At 45.9% G+C, this 23751-nt stretch carries 30 protein-coding genes and 1 pseudogene; 4 read left to right on the top strand and 27 right to left on the bottom strand.

The window, feature by feature from the left end:
• Positions 1–1620 precede the first annotated feature (1620 nt).
• Positions 1621–2520 (bottom strand): formyltetrahydrofolate deformylase, encoded by a 900-nt coding sequence (purU, locus tag KCTCHS21_RS07330; protein WP_130606359.1) that lies wholly within the window; start codon positions 2518–2520, stop codon positions 1621–1623.
• 51 nt (positions 2521–2571) lie between these two features.
• Entirely contained in the window at positions 2572–3702 is a 1131-nt protein-coding gene (locus tag KCTCHS21_RS07325; protein WP_130616396.1) for a deoxyribonuclease IV, read from the bottom strand.
• Between the two features lie 138 nt (positions 3703–3840).
• Here KCTCHS21_RS07325 and KCTCHS21_RS07320 point away from each other — a divergent pair, with 138 nt between their 5' ends.
• The 3 genes from KCTCHS21_RS07320 (at position 3841) to KCTCHS21_RS07310 (ending at position 5700) form a co-directional block, all read left to right on the top strand.
• Positions 3841–4275 carry a DUF2621 family protein gene (locus KCTCHS21_RS07320; RefSeq protein WP_130606357.1) on the top strand — a complete coding sequence of 145 codons (435 nt, stop codon included), beginning with the start codon at positions 3841–3843 and terminating at the stop codon, positions 4273–4275.
• Between the two features lie 83 nt (positions 4276–4358).
• Positions 4359–4772 carry a hypothetical protein gene (locus KCTCHS21_RS07315; protein WP_130606355.1) on the top strand — a complete coding sequence of 138 codons (414 nt, stop codon included), beginning with the start codon at positions 4359–4361 and terminating at the stop codon, positions 4770–4772.
• A gap of 22 nt (positions 4773–4794) precedes the next feature.
• On the top strand, positions 4795–5700 hold the full coding sequence (locus KCTCHS21_RS07310; protein WP_130606353.1) for a TIGR01777 family oxidoreductase: 906 nt from the start codon (positions 4795–4797) through the stop codon (positions 5698–5700).
• A 17-nt stretch (positions 5701–5717) separates the two neighbouring features.
• Here the strand turns inward: KCTCHS21_RS07310 and KCTCHS21_RS07305 are convergent, their stop codons facing one another.
• From KCTCHS21_RS07305 to KCTCHS21_RS07190, 24 genes and pseudogenes are all read right to left on the bottom strand, one after another.
• Complete coding sequence (locus tag KCTCHS21_RS07305) at positions 5718–7247, bottom strand: DUF6382 and FHA domain-containing protein (RefSeq protein WP_157993978.1); 1530 nt, start codon at positions 7245–7247, stop codon at positions 5718–5720.
• Between the two features lie 54 nt (positions 7248–7301).
• Positions 7302–7787, bottom strand: a complete 486-nt coding sequence (locus KCTCHS21_RS30835) for an A24 family peptidase (protein WP_157993977.1) — start codon at positions 7785–7787, stop codon at positions 7302–7304.
• 13 nt (positions 7788–7800) lie between these two features.
• Complete coding sequence (locus KCTCHS21_RS07295; RefSeq protein ID WP_130606347.1) at positions 7801–8751, bottom strand: TadE family protein; 951 nt, start codon at positions 8749–8751, stop codon at positions 7801–7803.
• Positions 8714–11014 (bottom strand): hypothetical protein, encoded by a 2301-nt coding sequence (locus tag KCTCHS21_RS07290; protein WP_130606345.1) that lies wholly within the window; start codon positions 11012–11014, stop codon positions 8714–8716. Before KCTCHS21_RS07290 ends, KCTCHS21_RS07295 begins: the two co-directional genes overlap by 38 nt.
• 33 nt (positions 11015–11047) lie before the next feature.
• Positions 11048–11734: a hypothetical protein gene (locus KCTCHS21_RS07285; protein ID WP_130606343.1), complete on the bottom strand. Its 687-nt coding sequence runs from the start codon at positions 11732–11734 to the stop codon at positions 11048–11050.
• A gap of 10 nt (positions 11735–11744) precedes the next feature.
• Positions 11745–11921 (bottom strand): Flp1 family type IVb pilin, encoded by a 177-nt coding sequence (locus KCTCHS21_RS07280; RefSeq protein ID WP_232058113.1) that lies wholly within the window; start codon positions 11919–11921, stop codon positions 11745–11747.
• Between the two features lie 58 nt (positions 11922–11979).
• A complete protein-coding gene (locus KCTCHS21_RS07275) occupies positions 11980–12822 on the bottom strand; it encodes a type II secretion system F family protein (protein WP_130606339.1) in 843 nt (280 codons plus the stop codon).
• Positions 12819–13559 (bottom strand): type II secretion system F family protein, encoded by a 741-nt coding sequence (locus KCTCHS21_RS07270; protein WP_130606337.1) that lies wholly within the window; start codon positions 13557–13559, stop codon positions 12819–12821. Before KCTCHS21_RS07270 ends, KCTCHS21_RS07275 begins: the two co-directional genes overlap by 4 nt.
• A pseudogene (locus KCTCHS21_RS07265) lies at positions 13556–13903 on the bottom strand (CpaF family protein); the annotation flags it as partial. The pseudogene KCTCHS21_RS07265 and the gene KCTCHS21_RS07270, both read right to left, overlap by 4 nt.
• A gap of 48 nt (positions 13904–13951) precedes the next feature.
• Positions 13952–14218: a YolD-like family protein gene (locus KCTCHS21_RS07260; protein WP_130606332.1), complete on the bottom strand. Its 267-nt coding sequence runs from the start codon at positions 14216–14218 to the stop codon at positions 13952–13954.
• Positions 14202–14606 (bottom strand): YhjD family protein, encoded by a 405-nt coding sequence (locus KCTCHS21_RS07255; protein WP_130606330.1) that lies wholly within the window; start codon positions 14604–14606, stop codon positions 14202–14204. The genes KCTCHS21_RS07260 and KCTCHS21_RS07255 overlap by 17 nt, the downstream gene beginning before the upstream one ends.
• Positions 14603–14800, bottom strand: a complete 198-nt coding sequence (locus tag KCTCHS21_RS07250) for a hypothetical protein (RefSeq protein WP_130606328.1) — start codon at positions 14798–14800, stop codon at positions 14603–14605. The genes KCTCHS21_RS07255 and KCTCHS21_RS07250 overlap by 4 nt, the downstream gene beginning before the upstream one ends.
• The gene (locus tag KCTCHS21_RS32075; RefSeq protein ID WP_157993976.1) at positions 14790–15023 is read right to left on the bottom strand and encodes a LexA family protein; all 234 of its coding nucleotides are present in this window, start codon (positions 15021–15023) and stop codon (positions 14790–14792) included. Before KCTCHS21_RS32075 ends, KCTCHS21_RS07250 begins: the two co-directional genes overlap by 11 nt.
• Before the next feature lie 278 nt (positions 15024–15301).
• Positions 15302–16888 (bottom strand): glycoside hydrolase domain-containing protein, encoded by a 1587-nt coding sequence (locus KCTCHS21_RS07240; RefSeq protein ID WP_130606324.1) that lies wholly within the window; start codon positions 16886–16888, stop codon positions 15302–15304.
• Positions 16885–17169, bottom strand: a complete 285-nt coding sequence (locus tag KCTCHS21_RS07235) for a phage holin family protein (RefSeq protein ID WP_130606322.1) — start codon at positions 17167–17169, stop codon at positions 16885–16887. Before KCTCHS21_RS07235 ends, KCTCHS21_RS07240 begins: the two co-directional genes overlap by 4 nt.
• Positions 17170–17182: 13 nt before the next feature.
• Positions 17183–17479: a hypothetical protein gene (locus tag KCTCHS21_RS07230; protein WP_197726513.1), complete on the bottom strand. Its 297-nt coding sequence runs from the start codon at positions 17477–17479 to the stop codon at positions 17183–17185.
• Positions 17480–17543: 64 nt separating this feature from the next.
• Positions 17544–18716, bottom strand: coding sequence for a hypothetical protein (locus KCTCHS21_RS07225; RefSeq protein ID WP_130606320.1), 1173 nt, complete (start codon positions 18714–18716; stop codon positions 17544–17546).
• A 23-nt stretch (positions 18717–18739) separates the two neighbouring features.
• Positions 18740–19645 (bottom strand): hypothetical protein, encoded by a 906-nt coding sequence (locus KCTCHS21_RS07220; protein ID WP_130606318.1) that lies wholly within the window; start codon positions 19643–19645, stop codon positions 18740–18742.
• Positions 19645–19929: a ketopantoate hydroxymethyltransferase gene (locus tag KCTCHS21_RS07215; RefSeq protein ID WP_130606316.1), complete on the bottom strand. Its 285-nt coding sequence runs from the start codon at positions 19927–19929 to the stop codon at positions 19645–19647. The genes KCTCHS21_RS07220 and KCTCHS21_RS07215 overlap by 1 nt, the downstream gene beginning before the upstream one ends.
• A complete protein-coding gene (locus tag KCTCHS21_RS07210; RefSeq protein WP_130606314.1) occupies positions 19926–20513 on the bottom strand; it encodes a putative phage tail protein in 588 nt (195 codons plus the stop codon). Before KCTCHS21_RS07210 ends, KCTCHS21_RS07215 begins: the two co-directional genes overlap by 4 nt.
• Positions 20506–21585, bottom strand: coding sequence for a baseplate J/gp47 family protein (locus tag KCTCHS21_RS07205; protein ID WP_130606312.1), 1080 nt, complete (start codon positions 21583–21585; stop codon positions 20506–20508). The genes KCTCHS21_RS07210 and KCTCHS21_RS07205 overlap by 8 nt, the downstream gene beginning before the upstream one ends.
• A complete protein-coding gene (locus tag KCTCHS21_RS07200) occupies positions 21578–21979 on the bottom strand; it encodes a DUF2634 domain-containing protein (protein WP_130606310.1) in 402 nt (133 codons plus the stop codon). Before KCTCHS21_RS07200 ends, KCTCHS21_RS07205 begins: the two co-directional genes overlap by 8 nt.
• A gap of 2 nt (positions 21980–21981) precedes the next feature.
• Positions 21982–22278, bottom strand: a complete 297-nt coding sequence (locus KCTCHS21_RS07195) for a DUF2577 domain-containing protein (protein ID WP_130606308.1) — start codon at positions 22276–22278, stop codon at positions 21982–21984.
• 3 nt (positions 22279–22281) lie between these two features.
• Positions 22282–23241, bottom strand: coding sequence for an XkdQ/YqbQ family protein (locus tag KCTCHS21_RS07190; protein ID WP_130606306.1), 960 nt, complete (start codon positions 23239–23241; stop codon positions 22282–22284).
• A 94-nt stretch (positions 23242–23335) separates the two neighbouring features.
• On the opposite strand from KCTCHS21_RS07190, the gene KCTCHS21_RS07185 reads away from it, so the two are divergent.
• Complete coding sequence (locus tag KCTCHS21_RS07185; RefSeq protein ID WP_130606304.1) at positions 23336–23590, top strand: hypothetical protein; 255 nt, start codon at positions 23336–23338, stop codon at positions 23588–23590.
• Here KCTCHS21_RS07185 and KCTCHS21_RS30830 read toward each other — a convergent pair.
• The gene (locus KCTCHS21_RS30830; RefSeq protein ID WP_157993975.1) at positions 23585–23749 is read right to left on the bottom strand and encodes a hypothetical protein; all 165 of its coding nucleotides are present in this window, start codon (positions 23747–23749) and stop codon (positions 23585–23587) included. The genes KCTCHS21_RS07185 and KCTCHS21_RS30830 overlap by 6 nt on opposite strands.
• Positions 23750–23751 lie beyond the last annotated feature (2 nt).

The raw sequence follows: 23751 nt of genomic DNA, 5'->3' as shown, positions 1-23751 counted from the left end.
GATGCTCATTATTGATCCATCCAGATGAGTCCATTGACAGCATACTGTGAGATATTGTACCACTACACAATAACCTTTTCCATCCTTTATGCCAAACAGTGAAACCAAGTATGGGCAGTTAGTGCACATCTCTGGTTTTGACAGTACCTATTCGCTTGTGCTCCCCACTAACCTTTAGCTTTGACGGTACGCATTCGCTTGTGCTTCCCCACTAACCTTGGCTTGACGGTACACATTCGCTTATGTTCCCCAATAACACCTTTCGCTTTGACGGTACACATTCGCTTGTGCTCCCCATTAACCTTTCGCTTTTGACGGTACACATTCGCTTGTGCTCTCCACTAACCTTTAGCTTTGACCGTACCCATTCGCTTGTGCTCCCCATTAACCTTTCGCTTTTGACGGTACCCATTCGCTTGTGCTCCCCACTAACCTTTAGCTTTGACCGTACCCATTCGCTTGTGCTCCCCATTAACCTTTCGCTTTTGACGGTACCCATTCGCTTGTGCTCCCCACTAACCGCCGTTTTTGCCCCCTCTTCCTCTCCGTTTGTCGGTACCCTACGTGTTGGTCGCATTAGACATAGAAAGTATGGTTAATGCTCGGATACGAGGCTGCTGGGGCTCATTAGACATAGACTAATTCGAGTTACTAGGGCACGTTTGTGATAGAGATAAGCGGAGGAGCCGACTAATTCGAGTTACTGGGGCAAGTTTGTGAAAGAGATAAGCGGCGACACCGACTAATTCGGGTTACTTAGGCACGTGTGTGACGGAGATAAGCGGCGACACCGACTAATTCTGGTTACTGGGGCAAGTTTGTGATGGAGGTAAGCGGAGACACCGACTAGTTCGGGTTACTGGGACAAGTTTGTGATGGAGATAAGCGGTGACACCGACTAATTCGAGTTACTGGGGCACGTTTGTGATGGAGATAAGCGGCGACACCGACTAGTTCGGGTTACTGGGACAAGTTTGTGATGGAGATAAGCGGCGACACCGACTAATTCGAGTTACTGGGACAAGTTTGTGATGGAGATAAGCGGCGACACCGACTAATTCGAGTTACTGGGGCACGTTTGTGATGGAGATAAGCGGCGACACCGACTAATTCTGGTTACTGGAGCACGTTTGTGATGGAGATAAGCGGCAACACCGACTAGTTCGGGTTACTGGGACAAGTTTGTGATGGAGATAAGCGGAGGCGCCGACTAATTCGAGTTACTGGAGCAAGTTTGTGAAGGAGATAAGCGGCGACACCGACTAATTCTGGGCACTGGGGCACGTTTGTGATGGAGGTAAGCGGAGGGGCCGACTAACTTGAGCAACTGAGGCACGTTTGTGATGGAGTTGAGCGGAGGGACCGACTAATTCTGGTTACTGGGAACCGTTAGTGATGGAGATAAGCGGAGATACCGACTAACTCGAGCAACTGAGGCATGTTTGTGAAAGAGATAAGCGGAGACACCGACTAATTCTGGTTACTGGTCGCATTAGACATAGAATGTATGGCTAATGCTCACTAATGGGTTGGCTCAGGAGCTGCAGGCAAACATATATGAAAACCGCCAGGGGAAATCCCCTGACGGCCCAATAATGCGACTTATGATTTCAGCTTTACCTAAATGAAAGCAACTGTTTTATTCTGATAGACGAGCAGTCTATCTTCAACATGCCATTTAACTGCGCGGGCAAGCACGATGCGCTCGATATGACGGCCCATCCGCTTTAGCTCGGTTACATTGTCCCGATGACTAACGCGTTGTACATCCTGCTCGATAATCGGCCCACCGTCCAGCTCTTCGGTCACATAATGCGCCGTTGCTCCGATCAGCTTAACCCCACGGTTGTATGCTTGCTGATAAGGCTTTCCACCGACAAATGCCGGCAAAAACGAGTGGTGAATGTTGATGATGCGATTATGATACTGCTCGATGAATTTAGGAGAAACGATCTGCATATACCGCGCCAGCACGATAAGATCGACTTTACCTGCTGTAAGCTCTCTTTGCTTCTGCTCGGCCTCTTCCTTCGTTTCAGGTGTAACCGGAACATGATAGAACGGAATGCCAAAGGATTCAGTCAATCCTCTCATATCATCATGGTTACTTATGACCATGCTAATTTCAGCATCCAAGTCACCAGCCTGCCATTGCCATAGCAATTCAACTAAGCAATGATCTTCCTTCGATACGAAAATCGCGATTCTCTTGCGTCTAGCAGCACGAAAGATGCTCCATCTCATCGAGAAACGATCTGATATACGGGCAAAATCCTCTTGAAGCGACGGCAAGCGCTGCTCTAAATCCACCAAATCAAATTCAACTCTCATGAAGAACATCCCGCCCTCGGGATCCATCGTGTATTGATCTGATTGTATAATATTAGCACCTTGCTCATATAAAAATTGCGATACAGCCGCAACGATACCCGCGCGATCCGGACAAGAGATAAGCATACGTGCTCGAATGCTTTTATCATCTATCCGTTTAATTTCCTGAGATTGCTTAATGTGACTCATTGTTCTTTACTTCCTCTCCACATAGCTCCGTGTTCAATTACTCGCTTAATTTTATAAACTACTCAACCAATCCGGACCAGCTAGAAAGCCTAACAATCGTTGATTGACTGCTTCTTCGCTTATGTCGCCTGATAAAACCCGATTTTCCATCAGCATATCGTAAAGCCTTTCCATCGGTTCCCGTGGATCCGCTTTTCTTGCTTTAGCGTCCGATTTAAGGAGCTCCCATGTATTTAGCACATATAGCCGTGGTTCAATTCCTACCTTATCGAAGAAATAGTGTAATCGTTCCACATCTTCAGCAAATTCATCGCCAAAACGCTCAATTGTTGTTCCGCTTAGCATCGCGATTTCCGCTTCGTACATTGGACGCTCCGATGTTTCCTTTTTCCCAATCCATGGAGTCTCCAATATGAAAGGCTTGTCCTTAAGAAGCTCATGCCCGACAACTCCAGCAATCCCTTCATAGCCAATCCAGCCTGAGCCTATAGGAGCGTGACGGTCTTTCCCTGCCCCTAGCGGATTTTTGCTGTCGTTCACATGAACAACTGCAATCCGATCGAGCCCGATAATATCATCGAACTTACGAAGGACACCATCAACATCCCCAACGATATCGTATCCTGCATCGTGAATATGGCAAGTATCCATACATACTGTCAATCGATTGTTGAGATTAACCCGTTCAATAATTTGGGCCAATTCTTCAAAGCTGCGTCCGATTTCAGTGCCTTTACCTGCCATCGTCTCCAGAGCAATATTAACGTCTGTTTCCTTAGTGGCCTCGAGCACCTCATTCAAGCCTGCGGCAATTCGTTCAATCCCGTATTGGGCATCTTTATCTGTATAGGCTCCTGGGTGTAAAACAATATTTTTCACCCCAATTTTATGCGTACGACGGATTTCCTCCTGAAGAAAATCAATGGCGAGACGGAAAGTATCCTCTTTATATGAGCCCAGGTTAACGATGTAAGGAGCATGAACAACGATATTATCAATACCACTAGCCGCCATTACCTCTTTGCCCTCGGGAATATATAACTCTTCTATCGGCTTTCTTCTTGTATTCTGAGGCGCACCTGTGTAGATCATAAAAGTACCGGACCCGTAAGAAATAGCCTCGTTAGCTGCTGTCAACAATCCTTTGCCGGCAAAAGATACATGTGATCCAATCTTCAGCATCATAATTGCTCCTTTCATTTTCCGTTCCGTACCCCGCGAGTATAGTCACGGTCTATTATCGAAATCATCTCCTTATTGTATCGCGAACGTCGAAATAAATCTAGAAATGAGCTATAATCTCAACATGAGGTGATCTATATGAAAAATGCTCCCGACTGGTTTATGTATTTTATCGGGTTTTGGACCATCGTGCTTATTTTGTTCATGTGTGTGGGCGGATTTTTTATGTTCCGCAAGTTTTTGAAGGTACTTCCCAAAAGCGATGGAAAATCTAAGCTAGACTGGCAAAATTATTGGGTGGAACGCAGCCGTGAGCTATGGACCGAAGATTCCAAGGATATGCTACATACACTGGTTTCCCCGGTTCCCGGTCCTTTTCGAGATATTGCCAGCCACTCTATTGCAGCCAAAATCGGACAATTGGCAGTAGAAAGTGGATCATCAGAAGTGACCAAGGAACATTGCATTGAAGGCTATATTCGGGCAACTCCGCCTCGTGACCATCGCAGCTTAAAAGACTTTCTGGAGAAGAAACAGATCGATTATTCCGCATACAATCACTTGCTCAAATAAGGGCTGACACTTTACGGACAAACTAATAAACGAAACCTTTAGCCGTTTATTTCGTTTAACCTCATAGGAGGTGTAAGTTACTTATGAAAAAAAATAAAAAGACAGCTATGGCAATGAGCGTTGCGGTACTTACCTTAGTCCTGATGGGAACAGCTTGCGGCAACAACAATAGCGGCAGTTCTTCTCCATCTGCAAGCCCTTCCCTAACAGCGAGCCCAAGTGCTAGCGGTGCTACGGAAACAGAGAGCGCAAGTCCTACCGCATCCGCTGAAACACTTAACGGTACAGGTGAATACAGTGGTTTGCAGGATACTCATACGATTGAAATTAAGACTGATAATGGAGCAACTGCTTTCCAGATCAGCCCTGAAATTGCCGAAAAGGTGGATTCCTGGACTGAGGGAGATCCCGTTGTCTTTCAATACACAGAAGCTGTGTTAGACACTGATGGCAATACAATTAACCCGCTTACTATCATTTCAATTGATAAAAAGTAACTGATGAGTGAGGAGGGGCAACATGCGCTTGTTGTTATGCGGTGGAACGGGGTTCATTGGAAAAGCTCTAACGTATGCGCTACTGTCTCGAGGGGACGAAGTGTGGATCATTACGAGGAATAAACCCTTGAAGCCCACTCACGACTCCACCCTCCCCCATCCTCACTATGTTACTTGGACGGAATGGAGCGTTGATCCGGACTGTTTAGGGGAATTCGATGGAATTATTAACCTGACGGGCGAATCCATTAATCAGAGATGGAGCAAGAAGGCGAAGGAAAGAATTCTATCCTCACGCATAGAAGCAGCAGCTCGGATTGCCGATAATCTAAAACGGATGAGCTCTCCGCCTGCTGTCGTCATAAATGCATCCGGAATTTCACTTTACGGTCATTCTGTGGATCAGGTCTTTGATGAATCCTCACCGACCATGCCTGCAGATTTCCTTGGCGAGGTAGTCGTCAAATGGGAGCAGGCAGCTGAGCTCATTCCTGTTGAGCGACTTGTTAAGCTTCGGATAGGTATCGTATGTGCCGGCGAAGGGGGAGCATTCCCGATCATTCGGCTACCCTATCGTTTTTTCGGCGGCGGCCGCATAGGGAACGGTAAACAAGGGTTGCCTTGGATCCATCTGCAGGATATGGTTTCGCTCATTCTTTTCTGTCTGGATAACCCTGCTATATCCGGTCCGGTTAACGCTGTTGCTCCTGATCCTGTATCCAATGACGAGTTCGGTCGTATGTTAGGCCGAGTGACTAAGCGGCCCCATTGGTTTCCGGTTCCAGGCCTGTTCCTAAAAAAAGCCCTTGGAGAAATGAGCACGCTTGTGCTCACCGGACAAAAAGCAATGCCTCGGAAGCTGTTGGACCAAGGATTTAGCTTCGCTTTTCCTAAGCTAGAAGAAGCCCTGCGGGATATTACCCGCTAGGGCTTCTTTATTACACGTTAATTCGCCTGCTGAAATTGGTACTGTGAGTTAGCCAGTGTTATGCAATCTCCTATTTGCAAGGAATACAGCTCATAAGGAGCCATCGGTGTATCATTGAGTCGACTGCCATTTCGTGAGCCGAGATCCTTCACCTTCCATTGCTCGGATACCTTCACAAGCTCTACATGAGCGCGCGATATCCCCATTGTCTGGTCAACATGCTGAGCAGCATCCGCCGATCTTCCAATAACAAGCGAGCTACCCTTCAATGGAATTCGACTACCCTCATTTTTTGTTTTCCATACTAAATAAAAGACTTCAAGATTAGGTACATTCCTCTGCTCAAGGAATGTAGTTTGATCATTCGCAGCAGTAATCCACGACGTCTCCTTGGGAAAAGAACCCCCATTGTCCACAGCTAGATCAAAAGGCGTAGGCTCTCTTCCCAAAGGCTCCATTGATTGCAGCGAATTATGGATTGAAAATCTAGAAGCCCCCCGATGTTCGTTATCAATGCTCTGATGTTCTACCCTACTTATTGGTTCAGGCTCAGATCTGTTCCTATTCCTATATCGCTCCAAATTCGAATGCTCCGGGGATTTGCGCTTTCTCTTGGCCCAAGCTGGTACACCATTCCATAAGACCAGTACTCCTGCACCGGACACTAACGTTACGCATAAGCACAATAATAATTTTTGCTCGCTCGACTCATTTAAGTAGAGAAATCTCCACGTCATAGCGACTAGGAATAACGAAGCGCAAGCCACAATAATACGCCATTTGCCCAAATCCATTGGCTCCGTTTTTTGTTCCATGTCTGACCCGGTTATTTCTTCATTGTTCTCTTGCCTTCTCTGTGGCTCTGGAAAATCGCCCCACATTTCGGATACGGAATGCAGATCAGCTGATATAGGGTGCAAAAAATCCCATGAGCGAGATGACTTTACAGCGTCTGCTTTAGATTCTTCAGGCAGCTCGAATACTGGAGACTGCGATGAACGTATCGGTGCTTCGCTCACATCTACAGATGATCCAGACAAAATCTGCCTTATATAACGGCTGAGAACAATCGGCATGAACCCTGGAGTAGCGACCATTCGCAATACATTTTGCATAACCTGTCCATCCGGCTCCTTAACCTTCATCATCCACCTAATGATAAGGCGCTCTAAATCATCAGCCTGATGGAGAGTCGGCATATCAATTGGAATATAAGTAAATCTCAGATCATGCCAATCCTCTCCAACGAATATGAACTCATCATGCAACCTTATTCGATCGGCATCTAGCAAGTAAAGCCGACATTCCTCTAGTACTTCCGCTAGTCTGCACAAAGCGCCCAGCATTTCGGACATTGACCAATTCGATGCTCGCATAGCCTCCGATAGCATACGAGTACCCGCCAATGAATAACGCAGTGATGTCTGTCCATCGTATTCCTCTGTTTCCAGGGGGAGCAGTCCTGGAATTTCACATTTTTTCAGCATTAGCAATTGTGTTTCATTTATCTCTTCACGTGTGACCGGAGGGTTACGTTCGATAATCATGAAATGACCTCTTCTTTGCTCAAACCGAACTGATAAAGGTTCCATTCGCATTCCCTACCCTTTCCCTAACAAGGCTATAAATCCTGGAGCGACCGCTAACATAAAAGGAAACTGTGTGCTTCGTCCGGCTGTAAGCGGATGGTTGCCCCATGGCCACTTCATTTTCTTTCCCATTGCTCTTAAACCGGGAAGGCGAAGCAGTAGCAGTAAGCCGGCGATTCCACCTGCACAAAGGATCGAAAAAACGAGTAATTGTAAGGTTAAGATGGGGCCCATCCAGGCTCCGAATGCCCCAAAAAGCTTTACGTCGCCCCCACCTATTCCTCCCAGACGATTCATAATATAAAGCGGAATTATACCTGCAAGAGCACCTGCTACTGCCCAACCAAGACCCGTAATGCCTTGCGAGATAAATTGAAATAACAATCCCCCTCCCGCAAACAAAAGCGTTAACTCATTGGGAATTATCATACGCCGCAAATCTGTCCAGCTGGCACATACGAGTAAAAGACTTACGATAATTAATACCCCTAGACTCACCTTTCCCCCTCCTTTAGTGCAGCTTGCCTTCCACTTGAAACGTATGTTGCCATACTCCGCCACTACCATTGGTAACTTGAAAGCCCCACTCTCCCGGAGTCGTCCTTCCTGATACATGCCACGTCCATGAAACCAGCCCCGATTCATCAGCAATCGCACTGCCCAGATGCTTAGCTTGGCTAAGGCCACTTTTGTATATAACAGAGAGATCAACAGCTGTTCCGGGCTTCGTGCGAATAACAAGTGTAGCTTTCCGACCTGGTTTGACTGGGTTTGGATCCAAGGAGACGAAAGTAACATTAAATGCTTCCTTTCCATCCTCAACGAGTAGTGATTTGGATGGACTTCCCCCTATCCAAACTCGCTCCCTTGCAGATTCACGAAGAACTAATTTACGATTCAAAAATGGAACTTGAAAGGGAAGTGCATATTCAGCTTCAACGCTTAAATAAGATTTGCCCCTGTCATCATTGTCCGGTAAGCCAATTGAGGTTAAGGTAATTCTAGAAGAATTCAATACGCGCTCATCCACAAATGGCTGCATCAATTGTCCAAAGGCTAGCTTAGCTGCATTCTGCTCTAGTGAGAAATTTCCACTCGTAGCTTGCTCAGCCCATTCCTTGATTGGGGAGGGTAGCCACTTCCCATACTCACTTACGGTTTCCCCCACTTTAAGCCACTTGTCATTCCAATGCTCGACCTGTTGATTGATTTCTGAGGCTCTTGCTTGCTCCAATGCTAGAGAAATCGGATACCAAGCTGATGCAGCCTGCCTAGTTGTCTGGGATAGTGCTCCATGCAGTGCCATAGAATACACAGCTGTCTGTATGATGAAGATTAAGAAAAATACAAACATAAGAAATACAGGCATGACGAGCGCGGTTTCTAAAGTTACTCCTCCGTTAGAATGCGTGACACCTCTATTACTATTGATAGGAGCTTTCCGCGGTATAAGTTGCTTCATAGCGATTCCCCTTTACCGTCCCTCCTAAATCTCCAAAGCGTCCCATCACCTTCAGCAAGCCTGGAAAAAACCATAGCTTAATCGAAGCTGTTCCTTCTCCACTCTCATAGGTGTATGCTCCGCGAAAGGAAACCCCAGAGGCATGCTCCATAACTGCGATCATTCTCGCCTGATGGTTGGCTGATCCACCATGTGCCAGCAAAAAAAGTCGGAGGTAATCCTTATACACGGTATCCACTTTAATGTATTTTGAAAGCTGGACCTTGCCCTCCTCCACGAGACGTTGCATATCTTTAAGAGCATTACTAATCCCATAGACAAGCGCTGCTGCGAGAACTAGTAACGGGTGGCCCATTGCACGGCATTGTATTAGTCCTTCCATTGTCCGAATGGCTAGCCGAAAAGCAAAGATTTCACCATATGCAGCGGCAATATTGCCTGCCGGATTGTTTAAGCCATATAGAATATATTCTGTTTCCTGTAGGCTAACATTTAAGGGGGCATCTTCACCGTGGAGCATATTTTTGACTAATGACGAGTCGTATCGAGACATTCTAGCAATGATATATTCAGAGAAGTATAGTTGATCTCTAGCACCAACTAAAGAACCGTCTAGCATATCCAACAAGCCCCCAGAAGCGGATATTGCCTCATCCCTTCCTTCCGAAGGGTCTTTTTTATTTACCGCCTTGGCCTGCTCCTTCTCAGCCTGATTCCATTCCCTATTGCTTTCATAGAGTCCCTTAACTTTCTCGAAATCCGCTTTCTCCTCCGGTGAGCCCGATACACCGGTTAATGCTCCCAGAAAGCTCATAGCCCCGGACCATTCTGTTTTTGCTTTCTCATTCTCTTGCTTAGTTGCGTTATCATGAGAACGATGGGCTTGGAGAGTAGCCTCCCGAGTAGAATAGACAGCACCGATAGAGCCATAAGCCCGCACATATTCAGCATAAGAGCTTTGCAGTCGCTCTGCTCCATTCCTTACTGCTTGACCCCTGCCAGTTGAACCCGGAACACTAGAGGCAAGCGACGAGAATGCTGAAGCCTCGTTCGCCAGTAATAAACCCTTGGTTTGCTGTAACCCCCATTCAGTCTCATATTGTTGAAAAAACAAGGGGTCCAGTATTAGCTGTTCAGTAGTCTTGCGAAGCTCCGCCAGGGATTGTAACTGTTCAGCATCAATCGTGCCCCCCTCGTTAGCCGTCTCTTCTCCTACGATGCCGGGAGGAGTAGATTTAGCCTGCTCCAAGATAGCTTTCATCTCTTCATTAGCTTGCTTAGCTGCAAGAAAAGCCGTATTTACCTTTTCCGTGGCCTCATCTACCTTCTCCCTAATCGATACCGAGCGATTACCTAATGATGACGCTGTCGAAGTCACCCCAGATTCATAAGAACTAATAACTGCGCCATAGCGTGGTCCTTCTAATTCAACCTCGTTTTTATCCTTTGTATTAACTCCGTTCGCTTGGTTTCGTCTTTTCTCTTCTTCTCTAAGCCGCAGAGCTATAACTCTCGCTTCATCCTCCTGTCGTTTACCTACATAATCCTCGTATTGCATCGCGATATCCGCAATTGTACGAGCATTGCCTGCAGATTGTTGGGTATTCATATCGACTGGTGGATAGGAGATTTCTGCCGAAAGCTTGCCTTGAATTTCCTTGCCGTATTTTTTTTGTAGAGCAAGAATGTCATCCAATGCCGCTTCTCGTCGCTCGTAGGCTTTGCGCATTTTCTCCAATAGATCGACTGTTGAAGCAGCTTCTTTCATAGCTCCAGACACCCCTCGAAAACGTTCTGCCAGCTCCAAAGTCAGATCGATTGGTGCCTTGTACTTCATATCTTCGAGTATTTGCCTGCGAAATACTTCATGATTAGCTAGCGGACGGCTTTCCGTAACGTCAGTGGCTCCCCAAACCGTATCCAAGAAAGGGAACGCTCCTCCCTTTTCCAGCTGTGCAACGTTCCCTTCCACTGTCTCACGAAATAGCTCGTTAGCTGATTCTCCACCTCTAATGAACAAGCCATATCTTTTGTAAATAACAGGGTCATAGGAAGACAATACTGAACGGACACCTGATTTGACCGACAGCTCTGCCTGCTTGCGAAACGCCGCAACTCTCGCAAAATCAATGAGTAAAGCGGTCAGTAATATAAAAGCAGCAGTAACCGCAATAAAATAAATGGATACCGATCCTGCCGTGCCCCGCTCCTCCAGCTGTTGTCTGTAGGAAGGGAGCTCCCTCTGATCTCTTGAAGCTTTCACCCCTACTGCCTCCTAACTAACTGGATTAATAGCTTAAAGTCCACGTTTTTTAAGAACATCCCCTATCTTGTTGCGATATTCCGTCGGTCCTTCCTTAGCGACCTTCATTTTAGCAGCGTAATAGCGAACCAGATCAAATGACCGCAGAAACTCCGTCGGCTCGACGACTAAGGCAGATACGCTGGCAGATGCCGTATCCTGCCCGCGCAGCCAGCCTAATGGCTTGACTAACCACCCACTTGTTAAATCAACATTTATATTACGTTTAACACCGACATTGAAATAGCTTATTTGCCCTTTCCCTACCTTTCGAGAGGTAACCATCTCAAAGGCTACCTTCCTAAGCTTGTCCTCAGCCTTAGAACCCCGACCCTCGGTAATTCCAGGGCCAATCACCACACTTGAGTCTTTATTGTCCGATACTAAACCAAACAATCCTTGAACAAGGCTATCATCGGTGAACCGCCAATATAGACCATCGTATTGCCCTGATGGATAGGCCCCTGTACTCGTTTCTTTAGCTGAATTGGACCAGCTGAAAGCAGTCCGTTCTGCCATAATTGAAGAGCTATAATATAGAAATGCACCTTGAGAGATGAATAGGGAAAATAAGAGCAGTAAAAAGGTCATCATAAAAACCCAAGGGAACACCATGGATGCCTCAAGCGTAATAGAGCCTGACGAATTACCCCAGCATCCGGCTCTAGTAGAACCGCTCACAGCCCTTGCCCTAATCATCAAATATGTTTTTCGCTTTGCCTTGTACGGAATCCATCAGATTTCCAATAAACTCTAGAATCCAATCCTTAAATAATATAGCCACCACGATCAACACCGCAGCTATAAGGACAAGCTCTAACGTGCCAATGCCCTCCTCATCCTGCCACAACGATTTCATTGCTTTCATTCCCAATTGAACTAAGCTCCCCATCAAACTGCTCATCCCTTTCGTAAGTAAATGTTATTTACATCATTAGCATTGTAGGTGCTCCAACCAGTACCATGATGAGTAAAAAAATGATAGCAAGTGGAAAAGCTAACCGGGAGGATGCCTGCTCTCCAAGTGTACGAGTGATTGCCTTTCGCTTATCCCACATTTGCCTTGTTAATTCCCGCAAAGCCGGAACGAAAGCCTCTCCCCCTCTTCGAGCGTTGATAAGCAATGTAGTGGAGAACAATTTGACTTCAGGGACTGCACATCTCCGTCCCATTTCTTCAAGCGCAATCGCCAAGCTCTCCCCACGCTTCATTCCCTCTATCGCTGCGTTTAACTCAACATACAAGGGATGCCCGCTTCCCTGCTTTTGCTCCACTGTTCGAGATAGGGCCCTCATTACGTTCTCGCCTGCATTCACCATCAATAAGAGCTTAGTCAGCAATTCAGGGAGCTCCATAACGATGGTCTGACGACGCTTATTCACCTTACTAGTCAGATCCTTCGTTCTCAGTACCGGAAGGCAGCCCGCGATAACTAAACCCATGAGGAATAGAGCAGAGTTTCCGGACATGAGGGCAAGCAATCCCGACAGCGATAATGTAATATAAGCTAGCCCCAAGCTTTCAGCTCCCCAAGCCATTAGCAATTCATGAGAGCATACCCCACCATTAAGCTGTGCAAGCCACAGCCTTTGTCTCTGAAGAATAGGTTCTACTTTGTTCAATAATGGACGATATTGCAGGAGCACGATAAAAGGATCAACTTGAAGCAGTAGCTTGCGCTTTCTTCTCCCCTTATAAGCTTGGTAGACAAGTCCTGCGTATAACAGCAGCAAGACCACAGTGCTTATACAAATCAACCATTTGCTCATAGCTTAATGTCCATAATTCGAAACATCCACCAGCTGCAAAGCATTAACAAAATCAAGCATACTGTCAGCAGAACGAATCCCATTCCTTGATAAAGTGGCTCCATATAGTCTCCTGCCATAAAGCCGATAACGCCAACAAAGGCAAAGGGCATTCCCATCATGATCCGGGATTCAAATTTCTTTTGAGAAATAAGTACGGAAACCTCCAGCTCCACCTCTAGCTTCTCTCCTATGAGCTGTGAGGTTCTACGGACAACCTCGACCAAATCTCCACCTGCTCTTTTGCAGATTGCTATCACATCCGCGAAGTTCCTCACCTCCTCCAAGTTCGAGCGTCTTGCAAAATCCTGCAAGCATACCTCAAGCTGCTCCCCATTAAGAAGGCGATTGGATATGGCCCTTAACTCCATCATTAAGTCGGATTGTGTATCGCCTATAAGCAGGCTTAGATCATTCTCCAAGGACATGAATGCATTCTCGACTGACCTTCCGGCCGATAATAATGAAGACAATGCCTGGAGAGCTTCCTTAAACTGTAATCTCAGCTTGTCTAACCGCTTTCTGCACAAAGCTTTTGCATAATAACGGGGATATAACAATCCTAAGGGGGCTGCTATTAGGGCTATAACAGCCTGTCGATACATTAACCAAATCGCGATGTAACAAAAGGAACAACCTAGTACAATTGCCCATAGCCTCTCATACTTGCTCAAGTGATAAACACGATATTCAGTCATTCGCTTGCCACCCCTATACCAGCATGGCTTAGCTTGCGAGTGTCTTTAAGCGCATCAGCCCGATGTAGCTTACCAACGATTCGACCATTTGACTCTCCAGCCTCCTCGAATTGGAACAATGTACTGAGCTCTACCTCCCCCTCTCGAATTCCGGTTACTTCACAAATCTCCGCTACCCTACGTGTAGAATCTCGGAAGCGGCTAAGATGTATAATGACATCGACCGCAGAAGCGATCTGCTTGCGTACTACTGCTACTGGTAATTCCGCTCCACTAAGCACCATCGTCTCCAATCGAGAGACCATGTCCCGAGCACCATTCGAATGCCCAGTTGACAAGCTGCCTTAGTGTATATTAGACATATCATTTTAACTAGAAAAAAAGCCCCAAAATCATTTGGGGCTTTCTACCTTCATAATATCCATAAATGGTACTTTGATTGTTTCGCCATGCTTTTGTACGTAGATGAGTTTTGTCCTATAATCCATTCCAATAACTTGCCCTCGCACTATCTCAATATTTTCCCAAACTGTTAACTCAACTTGTGACTCTTCTTTTAAAGCCTCAACGAGCTGCTCGCCTATTTCCTCGAGCACAGCGTCATCTCTTGTTGGTCTTTTATCTTTATACTGTTTTTTTGGTTTAGCAATTGGGGGCATCGTGGTCGCTCCTCTGATTTAGGTTTATGCATTTACGACCATACTCGCCTAGCCCAACACTTATTTGTGCTCGCATCACTTCCCTTATCATTCCGAAACTCTCCTCATATCCTCTAAACCTATAGCGATAATACAAAACATCCCCTTGATGATCTTCGTCCCATACTTTTATATTAGCCTTACTCATTGCGATTTTAATTTTGACCAAGTCGGCATTAATCGTATCTAACATTACGACCATAAACCTACTAATAAGATCTCGCATTGGGTTTAAGGATTGCTCAATATCTATCCTGCTTTTCTCAACCATCGTCATCATGTGTGGCAGCAGGATCGATTCCCGAATCATAAACAATTCTTCTTTGGAAGGTATCGTGGCGGCTTTCATGCAGTCCTCCCTACTGGCTGCGCAGCCAGTATACGATCGATTTTGAAAGGGCGAGGAGCTCGCTTGTCAAAGTCATATGCTATCGCTTTTCCATCGACGATCTTTCTAACCCGGATTGTCCGCTGCGTAATCCGACCTTTAGCGTCCTGGTATATAATATCGACGATTCGACCGATACACTTTTCAATTTGCATTTGCTCCTACCTCCCTTGATAATATTCTGAGCGTTCGAGGTCGTTCTGGTTCCCAGTCGATGAACCCCCGTAATCTGAGTCTGTTAAGGTAGCCATGTGTCGTTGCTGGAGATAGCCCTAGGATCTTGCATAACTCTCTGACTGTTGGTGGGTAATTATACTGGATTGCGAAGTTTATAATTTCTCCAAGTACAATCATTTGCTTCGTTGTTGCGGACTTCATAACCATTCACCCCCCCAAAAAACAGAACATTTGTTCCCTTATTATATACAGAACAAATGTTCGTGTACATAGAAAATATTAACAATTATATACCATTAATGATGGTTATGAGGGACGGCTCGGTGTTTTTCTTTCACTTGAACTCCAAACGTTTGGGAATTTGGTTGTAAAATTTCGTGGAATTAGGGAAATTGGTTGTATTGATGATTTTAGAGGTAAGGAAACTTTTCCTGAACTAAATAAAAAAAGCCCGAGAGCCGAAGCTCCCAGGCAAAAATCTATTCTATTGTAGCCGTCTTGGTTTGTTGATCCCAAGTAACCTTACCACCGATTGCATTACCTACAGCTCGTAGAGGCAGCATCATAACGCCATCAATAAGCTTGGCACCCTCAATCTTCTGCCCAAATACAATGGCAGTTACTTCCGAGGATTCAGCAGGCTTGTCCACCGGCACTACATCCTTCCCCCAAAAAATTGAATCTGTATAAGCCTCATTCAGATCAACGGAAGCTCCACCGAGCTTGGTATCATTTTTATATTGATACAAGTGGATGTGTGAACTCTTTTTCCCTCCACTCCAAGCATAGGTCTGCCAAAAGTATTTGCAGGCTCCCCGTTTGGCCATCTCTTCGATCACTCCAAAATGACCATATACGCCTGCATGATATCCGGGTATCTCTGCTTGAGCTGCTCTGAGATATGCTTCGATTGCATCATAATCCTTCGGCTGTGAATCATAATCCACCGCGAAGAAAATAGCACTACCGGTTGGCTGATTTATTAACTTAGCTTCAGCTAATGCCTCTTTACCATCCACTTGTCCCGCACCCTTACCACCTGTTACGCGGTCTGTCCCCTTTTGAAAGACAGATGCCAGCATCATGCCAGCCCCCTGAATAACGTTTGCCTCCGATCTCACTAGACGCTTCCAGGCATAATTCGCAGGAACAAGATAGCGGACTGCAAACTGTGCCCCTGCTGCAGCTACCGCCTTGGCTGTTGTCCCTGTCAACGGCGTAGCACAATCAATGCCGAACAGGGTTTTTGGCTTTGGGATTAGAATACCTGGATCAAACTGGACAGCAATAACATGATGGATAATTCGTTGCACGTGATTTTGTCCAATGTCACTCACATGGTAATTGCGCTTTTTATTGGTTTTATCGATCTCCAATGCATCAAGCAGCTGACGGTTATTTGTAGCAATTGTTGCAGATCCACCGCCATCCAAATTGATTGCATCCAGATAACCTAAATGCACAGCCATAATGCCAGCTTCCTCCGCAGTTAGCCCGCGGTCTTTTACGCCTCGTCCATCAACCGCAATAATACCCAATGTACCATCTGATTTAATGCCTGCGATCATACGGGGGTTAACGCCAGGCACATCGGATGGCGTCTTTTCCTCGACCCTCAGCGGGTTAATTGCCTTGCCTCCCGCTGTAAGTGTAGGTACACCAACAACAGCCCAATCAACACCTACCACATCATTCAATCGACCGATCCCAAAACGCCCTGCCTTACGGAAAAGGTGGGGCCTCTGTTCTGTCTTACCAGTAACATCGGGGAATATCGCTTTGCCGTCCTTGATCGTCTTACCCAACAACTCTCCTGTAGACGCATTAAAATAGGATGCATTAATAACAACCCAGTTGCCGCCATGCTTACCGACTAGATCGGCTAAAATGGCCGATGCTGATTTACCTTTAGCTATAACCAACTCTGTCCGGATAACTGCAGCTGGCTGAATATCCAAAACTCTGATGTCAGTCCAGCCATTAGCCTTTTCGTAAGAGCCGCTATATTGCAGCGGCCCTTCCTCTAGCTTCTTGTTTTTGACTCGTACGCGATTATGTTTAATCATAGTGAATCCTCACTTTCATTCTCAGCGACCTTAGTAGTTTGCTTAATCATTTGGTGACCATAAACCGCAAATGCACCGGCTAACACGCCTTGAATAACAGATTCTGGACTAAATCCAATCAGCCACACAGCTAGCAACACGGCCGCGATAGTAACGATATAGACAATGGTCCAGTCTTCAACTATAGGCGTACGCTTAAGAGAAAACCCTAACACCCAACATGCAGCAACAACAATGAATAATTGCGGATCGATCAATTGAAAAAAAGCGTTCCATTCCATACAAACCATCTCCTTAATTGTGTTGGTCCTCAATACGGTTAATTCGGTAATGCGCCTGTTTGGCAGACTCTTCGACTCTTGTAACGCGCTCAGATAGAGCGTCAAATCTCTGTCCATGCGCTCGTTGCTCAAGCCTCACATCATCAACACCGCGTTTGATGTATTCCATATCTGCGCGGATTGTTGCATCGTTACTAGCGTCAGAAGCTGTGTCATGACGTATTGTGCGTGATCGCCCTGACCAACCTATGATGATGCCACTTATTGCTGCAGCCACCGAAATAACTGTAGCGATTGTTCCTGTATCCACTTCCCCACCCCCCAAATAAAATAAGCCCCGCATAGGCGGAGCTTGATACTGTGCTATATCTATATCAACATCTAGCAAGAGCATCTCTAAGCTGCTTGATGTGTATACCCTTACGTTCAGTGACATTAGCAGTAAGAGTGGGATCCGTGTAAGCGGGTGGTGCTAGGTTTGAGGCTGACAGTAAAGCATTTATGGCAGTTCGTAACTCGTTGATGTGTACAATACGCACATTGGAACTGTTTGCCGTGACGGTGGCATCTGTGAAGGCTGCAACTGTTATGCCCCTAGCCCTTCTCGTATTATTCACTAGCGTGCGTAGCTCTGTTATCCATGTAGCTCGGATACCTGGGTCATTATCGTTTATGGTGGGATTGGTCCAGTTGGGTGCTGCTATGGTCATTACTACGGTGGCCGAATAAGCCCCCCAAGATACCCCATCATAGGCCCAGGTCCTTACGTAGTAGGTGCCTGGTGCTATATCTGCTGAAGGAGTCCAATATACGTTACTGCCCGAGTTTATCCAGCCACTAGGACTAAACGATGCGGGGTAGGAATCTGATCCCTCGAAAAGCACGAGATTGGTGAAGGCGGCATCCCTTGCAACTTGCGCTAGAGCTATCACCTTGTCCCCTTCTGGGTCGGTAACTTTAAAAATGACCTTCGGTCGGGGATTTATTAACGACCCCTGGTTAGATATCGGTGAGAGCATTGTTGGTGCATTAGGGGCTGCGTTCGGGTTGCTGTCCCAGAATGTAGCACCAAAGCCCCCTGACTTGGATGAAGAAGAGTAGTTCTTGAATGGGTTAGATGGGGGCCCATACCACCACCCTGTCCCCGCACCAATTACCCCGCTATCCCATGCGTTGGTGTACATCCAGATATCAAAGGTCATACCTGTATCACCTAGATTCTTCACCACAACCGCATATTGCTCACTAGTTAAGGGTATGGGAGAAGAAAATGGGATGTCTACTTCAAAACCCCCAGCTACCACGTTTACTATGGGGGATTCAACTACGAATTCTTTGGTGTTGTATCGGTATAGTGCTACTGATAACTTACCATAGTAGTTAGTGGGCTTGTATACAATTATCGAGCGCAAAAAAGGGGCAGGATATGTTGCACTGTTACCCACTACCCCCACATATACAGAAGCAAATTCATCGGTGGGTCCCGCACGGGTGGTCCAAGACTGTGAGGAATCGTACCGCCCAGGAACCTTTATAAGAGTTGCCATAAGGTGAACTCCTTTATATCATTTTATGGTGCATAGGTACGTGCAAGAGCTACAGCAGACGTAACGTAAGCGGTAGTGGCTAAAGTATTATTGTTAGTCGCTGCCGTTGGTGTAGGCGCTGTTGGCGTGCCTGTCAGTGCTGGCGATGCAAGTGGGGCCTTGGTTTGTACTCCGGTGAGTATCTCTTCCAGTCCAGTTTTTACGTTGGTGGAAGCAAGACTAGGACTATTCAACGCAACTTGCTCAGCTTTGTAATCACCGTTAGATGCAATAACATTTCCTGTTCGACCAAATACCGTAGGCACTGCATCCGTATTATTTACCTTTTGCCACTCAACACCGTTGCTTATAACCCAATCCCCTATCTGAAAATCTAAGCTACCGTAAGTTCCCGATGCTGCTACAACAAAGTAATATCCTTTGGCGGTAGAAGCAGCCGGCAAAGCAGGAACGTTTGATGTCGCATTCCAAGTTCCTTGATATTTCACTTGGCCAAGGATCGAATCGGGTAGATTTTTTGTAAGTAATTTAGCTCCGTTATCTAGCCCGGCGTATCCTCCGGACTCACCTTTATTCGTGACATTCTCAGGAGTAAATCCAATTGCATCTTGTTTGGAGTTCCACCCCGTACGTTCTGCCGGTGTGATGTGACGCACTAAATCATCAGCATGGGCTTTCGCGGCTTCGAGCGTCGTTGCCGGGGTTGCATACCATGTGCTCTTTCCAGTAATGGCCTTGATCATGTAGATGATCCAACTCAATAGTTTTTTAGGTGACGCTGTATTGCCTGTAGGTGCTTCTGATGCCGATATGGTTACATCGTTTATATCAAACGAATGAGCATCTGAAACCCCTTTTTCAATCCTGTTTAGATCCTGCTCAGTCACGGTATCATTATTATTCCAATTTGTCTTTGCGTTGTAAGCCATTAGAGCACCTCCACGAATGTAATAACTTGCTGGATGATTGTATCTTCGACGATTGGGAGAAAAACCGTTTTAGTTGCAATGACATCATTCATGGAGCCTTTAAGTTCTATTTTTGTCACTGTCGCCATAGCCCCAAAAGGAATGACTGCTTCTAACTCAACGTTATTTGCATCGACTTCCTTAAGATTAAAATCAGTTATTTCAAGCACATCATTCACTACAAGTTTTGTAATCTTGTCCTTTGTATATTGTGCCAGCTCGTGCAGATAGCTTTGCTTGATCATAGCGGCACCTCTTCCCTTTTAATAGCAAACGGCGTTATACCAAGCCGCCAAGTTGTTGATAGTTTCGTCTGACGATTCAGTCTTATTGAAACGGCTTTATGGCTAACCCCTATGCGCTCCGTGTAATACGCCTTCGGTTGATATACAAGATTAGCTGGCTTAAGCTTATTAATGGTGTACTCCAACTCTCGTAAAACAGCAGCGTTATCTATACCAACTCTAACTAGTAAAATAAATCCTTGTACATCGATCTCTACGATGACTAAGCCTGGTACACCCGTTATAAAGTCTAAGCGCTCCTGCAGATATCGAATTGTAAAAGGGGGCTTAGTAGCATATCTATTAACAATCCGAGTACGCCTAAAGGCTAGAGATTCCGTGTTTCTATCAGCCAATATTTCGAGCATTCGCTCTCTACGCCTAACAGCTTCTTCACTTGATGTGAGAACAAACTGGTCATCAAATTGGCGATTTACTGCTACCTCAATCCCGCCAAATTCCATATCTTCAGTTGCGGTTAGCTCAATAAAGTCCTTTACCTCACGATAGATATCCGGAAGGTAAGTCATCAATGGATTACTCATTAAGCGTCACCGTCCCGATTACAGGGATTTGCTCGACTCCGAGTTCAATGTTTGCTGTCATCCCATTTAGTGTTGTGCTAGTAACGTCTGCTACACCCTCCACACCAAGGATGCGCGACTCCATTTGGGATACCCGAAACACCAAGGCGCTCTCTGCTGCCCACGTCCCCCGCAAAAGCCTAGCGTAAAGAGTAATTGCCGATCTAATATCATCCTCTATCTGTCCGATTGTGTAACCAGCTCGCAAAGTTATGGTTGTGACAATATTAATGGTCACGCCGGCCGCGCCCGCAATCGTTACCTTGTGACCGATGGGCGCATATCCGATGCCCTCTCCTGCGTTTGCTGTTGGATCAATTACGGTTTGCACATCGTCTAATAAACCTGCGGCCGGAGCATCGAAGGTGCTATCAACGATCGTCACCTTGACTGTACCGCCCCCCTGCCACACCGGGAATACCTTAACGCCTCCGACACCTGGTAAGCTGCCAACTTTTTGCAGGTAGTCAGCCACATTGCCCCCGAATGGCTTATCATTGACAGCTGCTAAAAATCGTGTACGAAGTGATTCATCACTCTCCGCTTCCGCACCTGGGACAATGATGTCTGTGAGTTCAGCTCGAACCAATCCATTAACATAATCAATCGGAAGTAGTGTCCCAAATTGCTGATTACCAACATTGCCCTCTTCTTCACTCTCTAACTCAAACTTGCCGATAAAGAGGCGTGACACCACCATATAATTAATCCCGCCAATGGAATAACGACTGCCAATAGGTACGTCAAAGGGTTGATCACTATTGTTAAAAAATAAACCTTGACGTAAAGCGTTTGCGGCCGCTTTACGATTAACTCCAAACTCAGCGGTTCGCTTTGATAAAAAGTCCCCGGAAGCTGTGTCTGCAAACGACAGGTTATAGTTCATTTCTAGCTGCGCATACATTTGGGAGATTTCGGCTGCAGCCGGTGCAAGTGCATCGAAGATAATACTACCCTCACGCTTATCTATATCTCCCGGTATTCGGTCCAACATCCGCTCAAGGATTTCTTCATATGTTTGAGCTTCATACATTGCTTTTCACCTCAGATGTAAAATTCCCAAAATCAGTTACGACCGTAAAGGTTGCTAACGCATTGTCACCACTAACTGTGATCTGTATATCCATCACATCAGATATCCGGTCATCCTGTAATAGCGCCTCCTTTATACGGTGGGCGATTTGAGATTGCATCAGTAAGGGGGTTCCCCCACCAAGCCTAGATATCTCCGATCCGTAATCGCCACTGTAGACATAGTGGTCAAATCGATCAGTCTGTAAAATCTTAAGCACGGCTTGCCGCACTGCCTCTAATCCGTCCACAACGCCTGCCATGCGCTTATTTATCAGATCTAATCGATATGTCCGGCTTGGCTGCTGTACCGATTCCAGCTTTTCTGCTGTGATTGAGCTACCTGAAGGTATCATGTTTATATCACCCGATCCAAAATGACATATTGTTGCCCGCCTTGTACGCGCAGCAGAATCAGTTTGTCGCCTTTTTCTAACCCCCGTCGAATAAGCAGTTTATTCGGTAGACCGATATCTACCTCGTATTTAACAAGGCTTTCCGGGACAATTAAAAAATCCGCTGAAAGTGTGAACCGTTGGTCGACGGTTACCTCTAGCGGATCTGCTTGCATGACACTACCTGTAATGATGGAGACGGGGCTCCCGGCTGAAACGGCCCCCGCCCCAGCTCGTTTAATGATATCTAACATGGACATAAGTTAGACCACCCTCAATTCTAAAGACATCACATGGTCGCCATCGAATGTATGAGAACACTCTTCGACCACCATCGGCTGTTTAATGGATAATTCACCGATAATAATCTGAATATAACTTCCCGCGCGCACACGGATATCCCCGATAGCTTCAATTTTCAGCTTTTGCGATTCTCGGTTTTTCGCCGCTGCCAATCTGTTCAATAAATCGTTGATTTGGGCTGGATTCAACCCCTCATCAGCCGATTGGTAGAGTTGCAGCCGCCCCCATTTTGCAATATTCGCACTATCCTTGGCGATATATGTCTCTCTTTTTCCGGCTTTTTTGTTGTCGTGGACAACTTTTATGAAATTGTACGTATCGGCATCAATGGATCGGGTAAAATCAAAATCAGTCAATAGGCTGCCATCGCCAATGTAGAAATCTGGGAGCGCCGCCGATAAGTCCTTTAGTGCTAGCTTCCCGAAATCATCATAAAACACGTAATTGCCCCCGCCGTTGATCAGGGTCAAGTCTAGTGCTTTCCAAATTGTGTCTATCAGCTTTTTCCCATCCTCGACCATGGATGGAATTTTGTATTTGGTATCAATTAGAGTTGAGGTCTTCAGCCCAACATCATTTGCGATGCGCTTGATGATCTCCGTTGCCGTTAGGCCCTTGAAAACGTAGGTGTCAGATGAGAGTAGGTAGCGAATCTGATCATAGGCCTTAATCTGCACATCTTCATCTTTACCAAAACCAATTTCGAACACATAGCCAAAAAACATGTTAACACCATCCTTAGTAACGCGGATGGTGTCGCCATTGTTTATTTTTAAGCTCTTTTGATAAAGCCCGCCCTTGATCAGGGTAATACTCAAGCTGGACGCCTTACCAATCCTTGCGGTTGTCCATTCTACAGCCGACACGACATTAGAGATATTCCAAATCCCTTCCCGATTGTCGAGCAATATTTCAATCAATCACAGCCCTCCTTAAAAGGAAAACCCCTTTCATATGTCGAATTATGGAAGTTGTTCCGTAACTACCACTCAACTTAGGAAGGGGGTGATCCCAATGTTCAAAACGTCTAAAGAATTTGAAGTTGCCATGTTTAAGATCCTAGTCAACATCCGCGATGGGCGAATATATCAAAAAGATTTCGACTTTCAAATCGATGAACAAGAATGCGAAGACGCACTCTCAAAAGCATTAGATTTAGGTTACGTTACTGGCATTTCTTTTATTCATGGATTGTCAGGATATAGATCCTACGATGCCAGGCTAACCTACGAAGGTCTGTTGTTTGTTGAAAATTTCAAACTATCATAACTCAAGGTTGATAGGCTGATCCAACAACAGTGTCTCAATGATTTCAAAGACTTTTTTCGCTTCCCCTAAAGTAACGCCGTGTTGGCCAAGTGTCTTGATAATCTCCTTAACCACTCCCTCCAACTCGGCGTTACTTTTACCTTGAAAATTAACAGCCATCG

The sequence above is a fragment of the Cohnella abietis genome (assembly GCF_004295585.1).
In the GTDB taxonomy this organism is placed as follows: domain Bacteria; phylum Bacillota; class Bacilli; order Paenibacillales; family Paenibacillaceae; genus Cohnella; species Cohnella abietis.
This window is presented reverse-complemented; position numbering and strand designations above follow the sequence as displayed.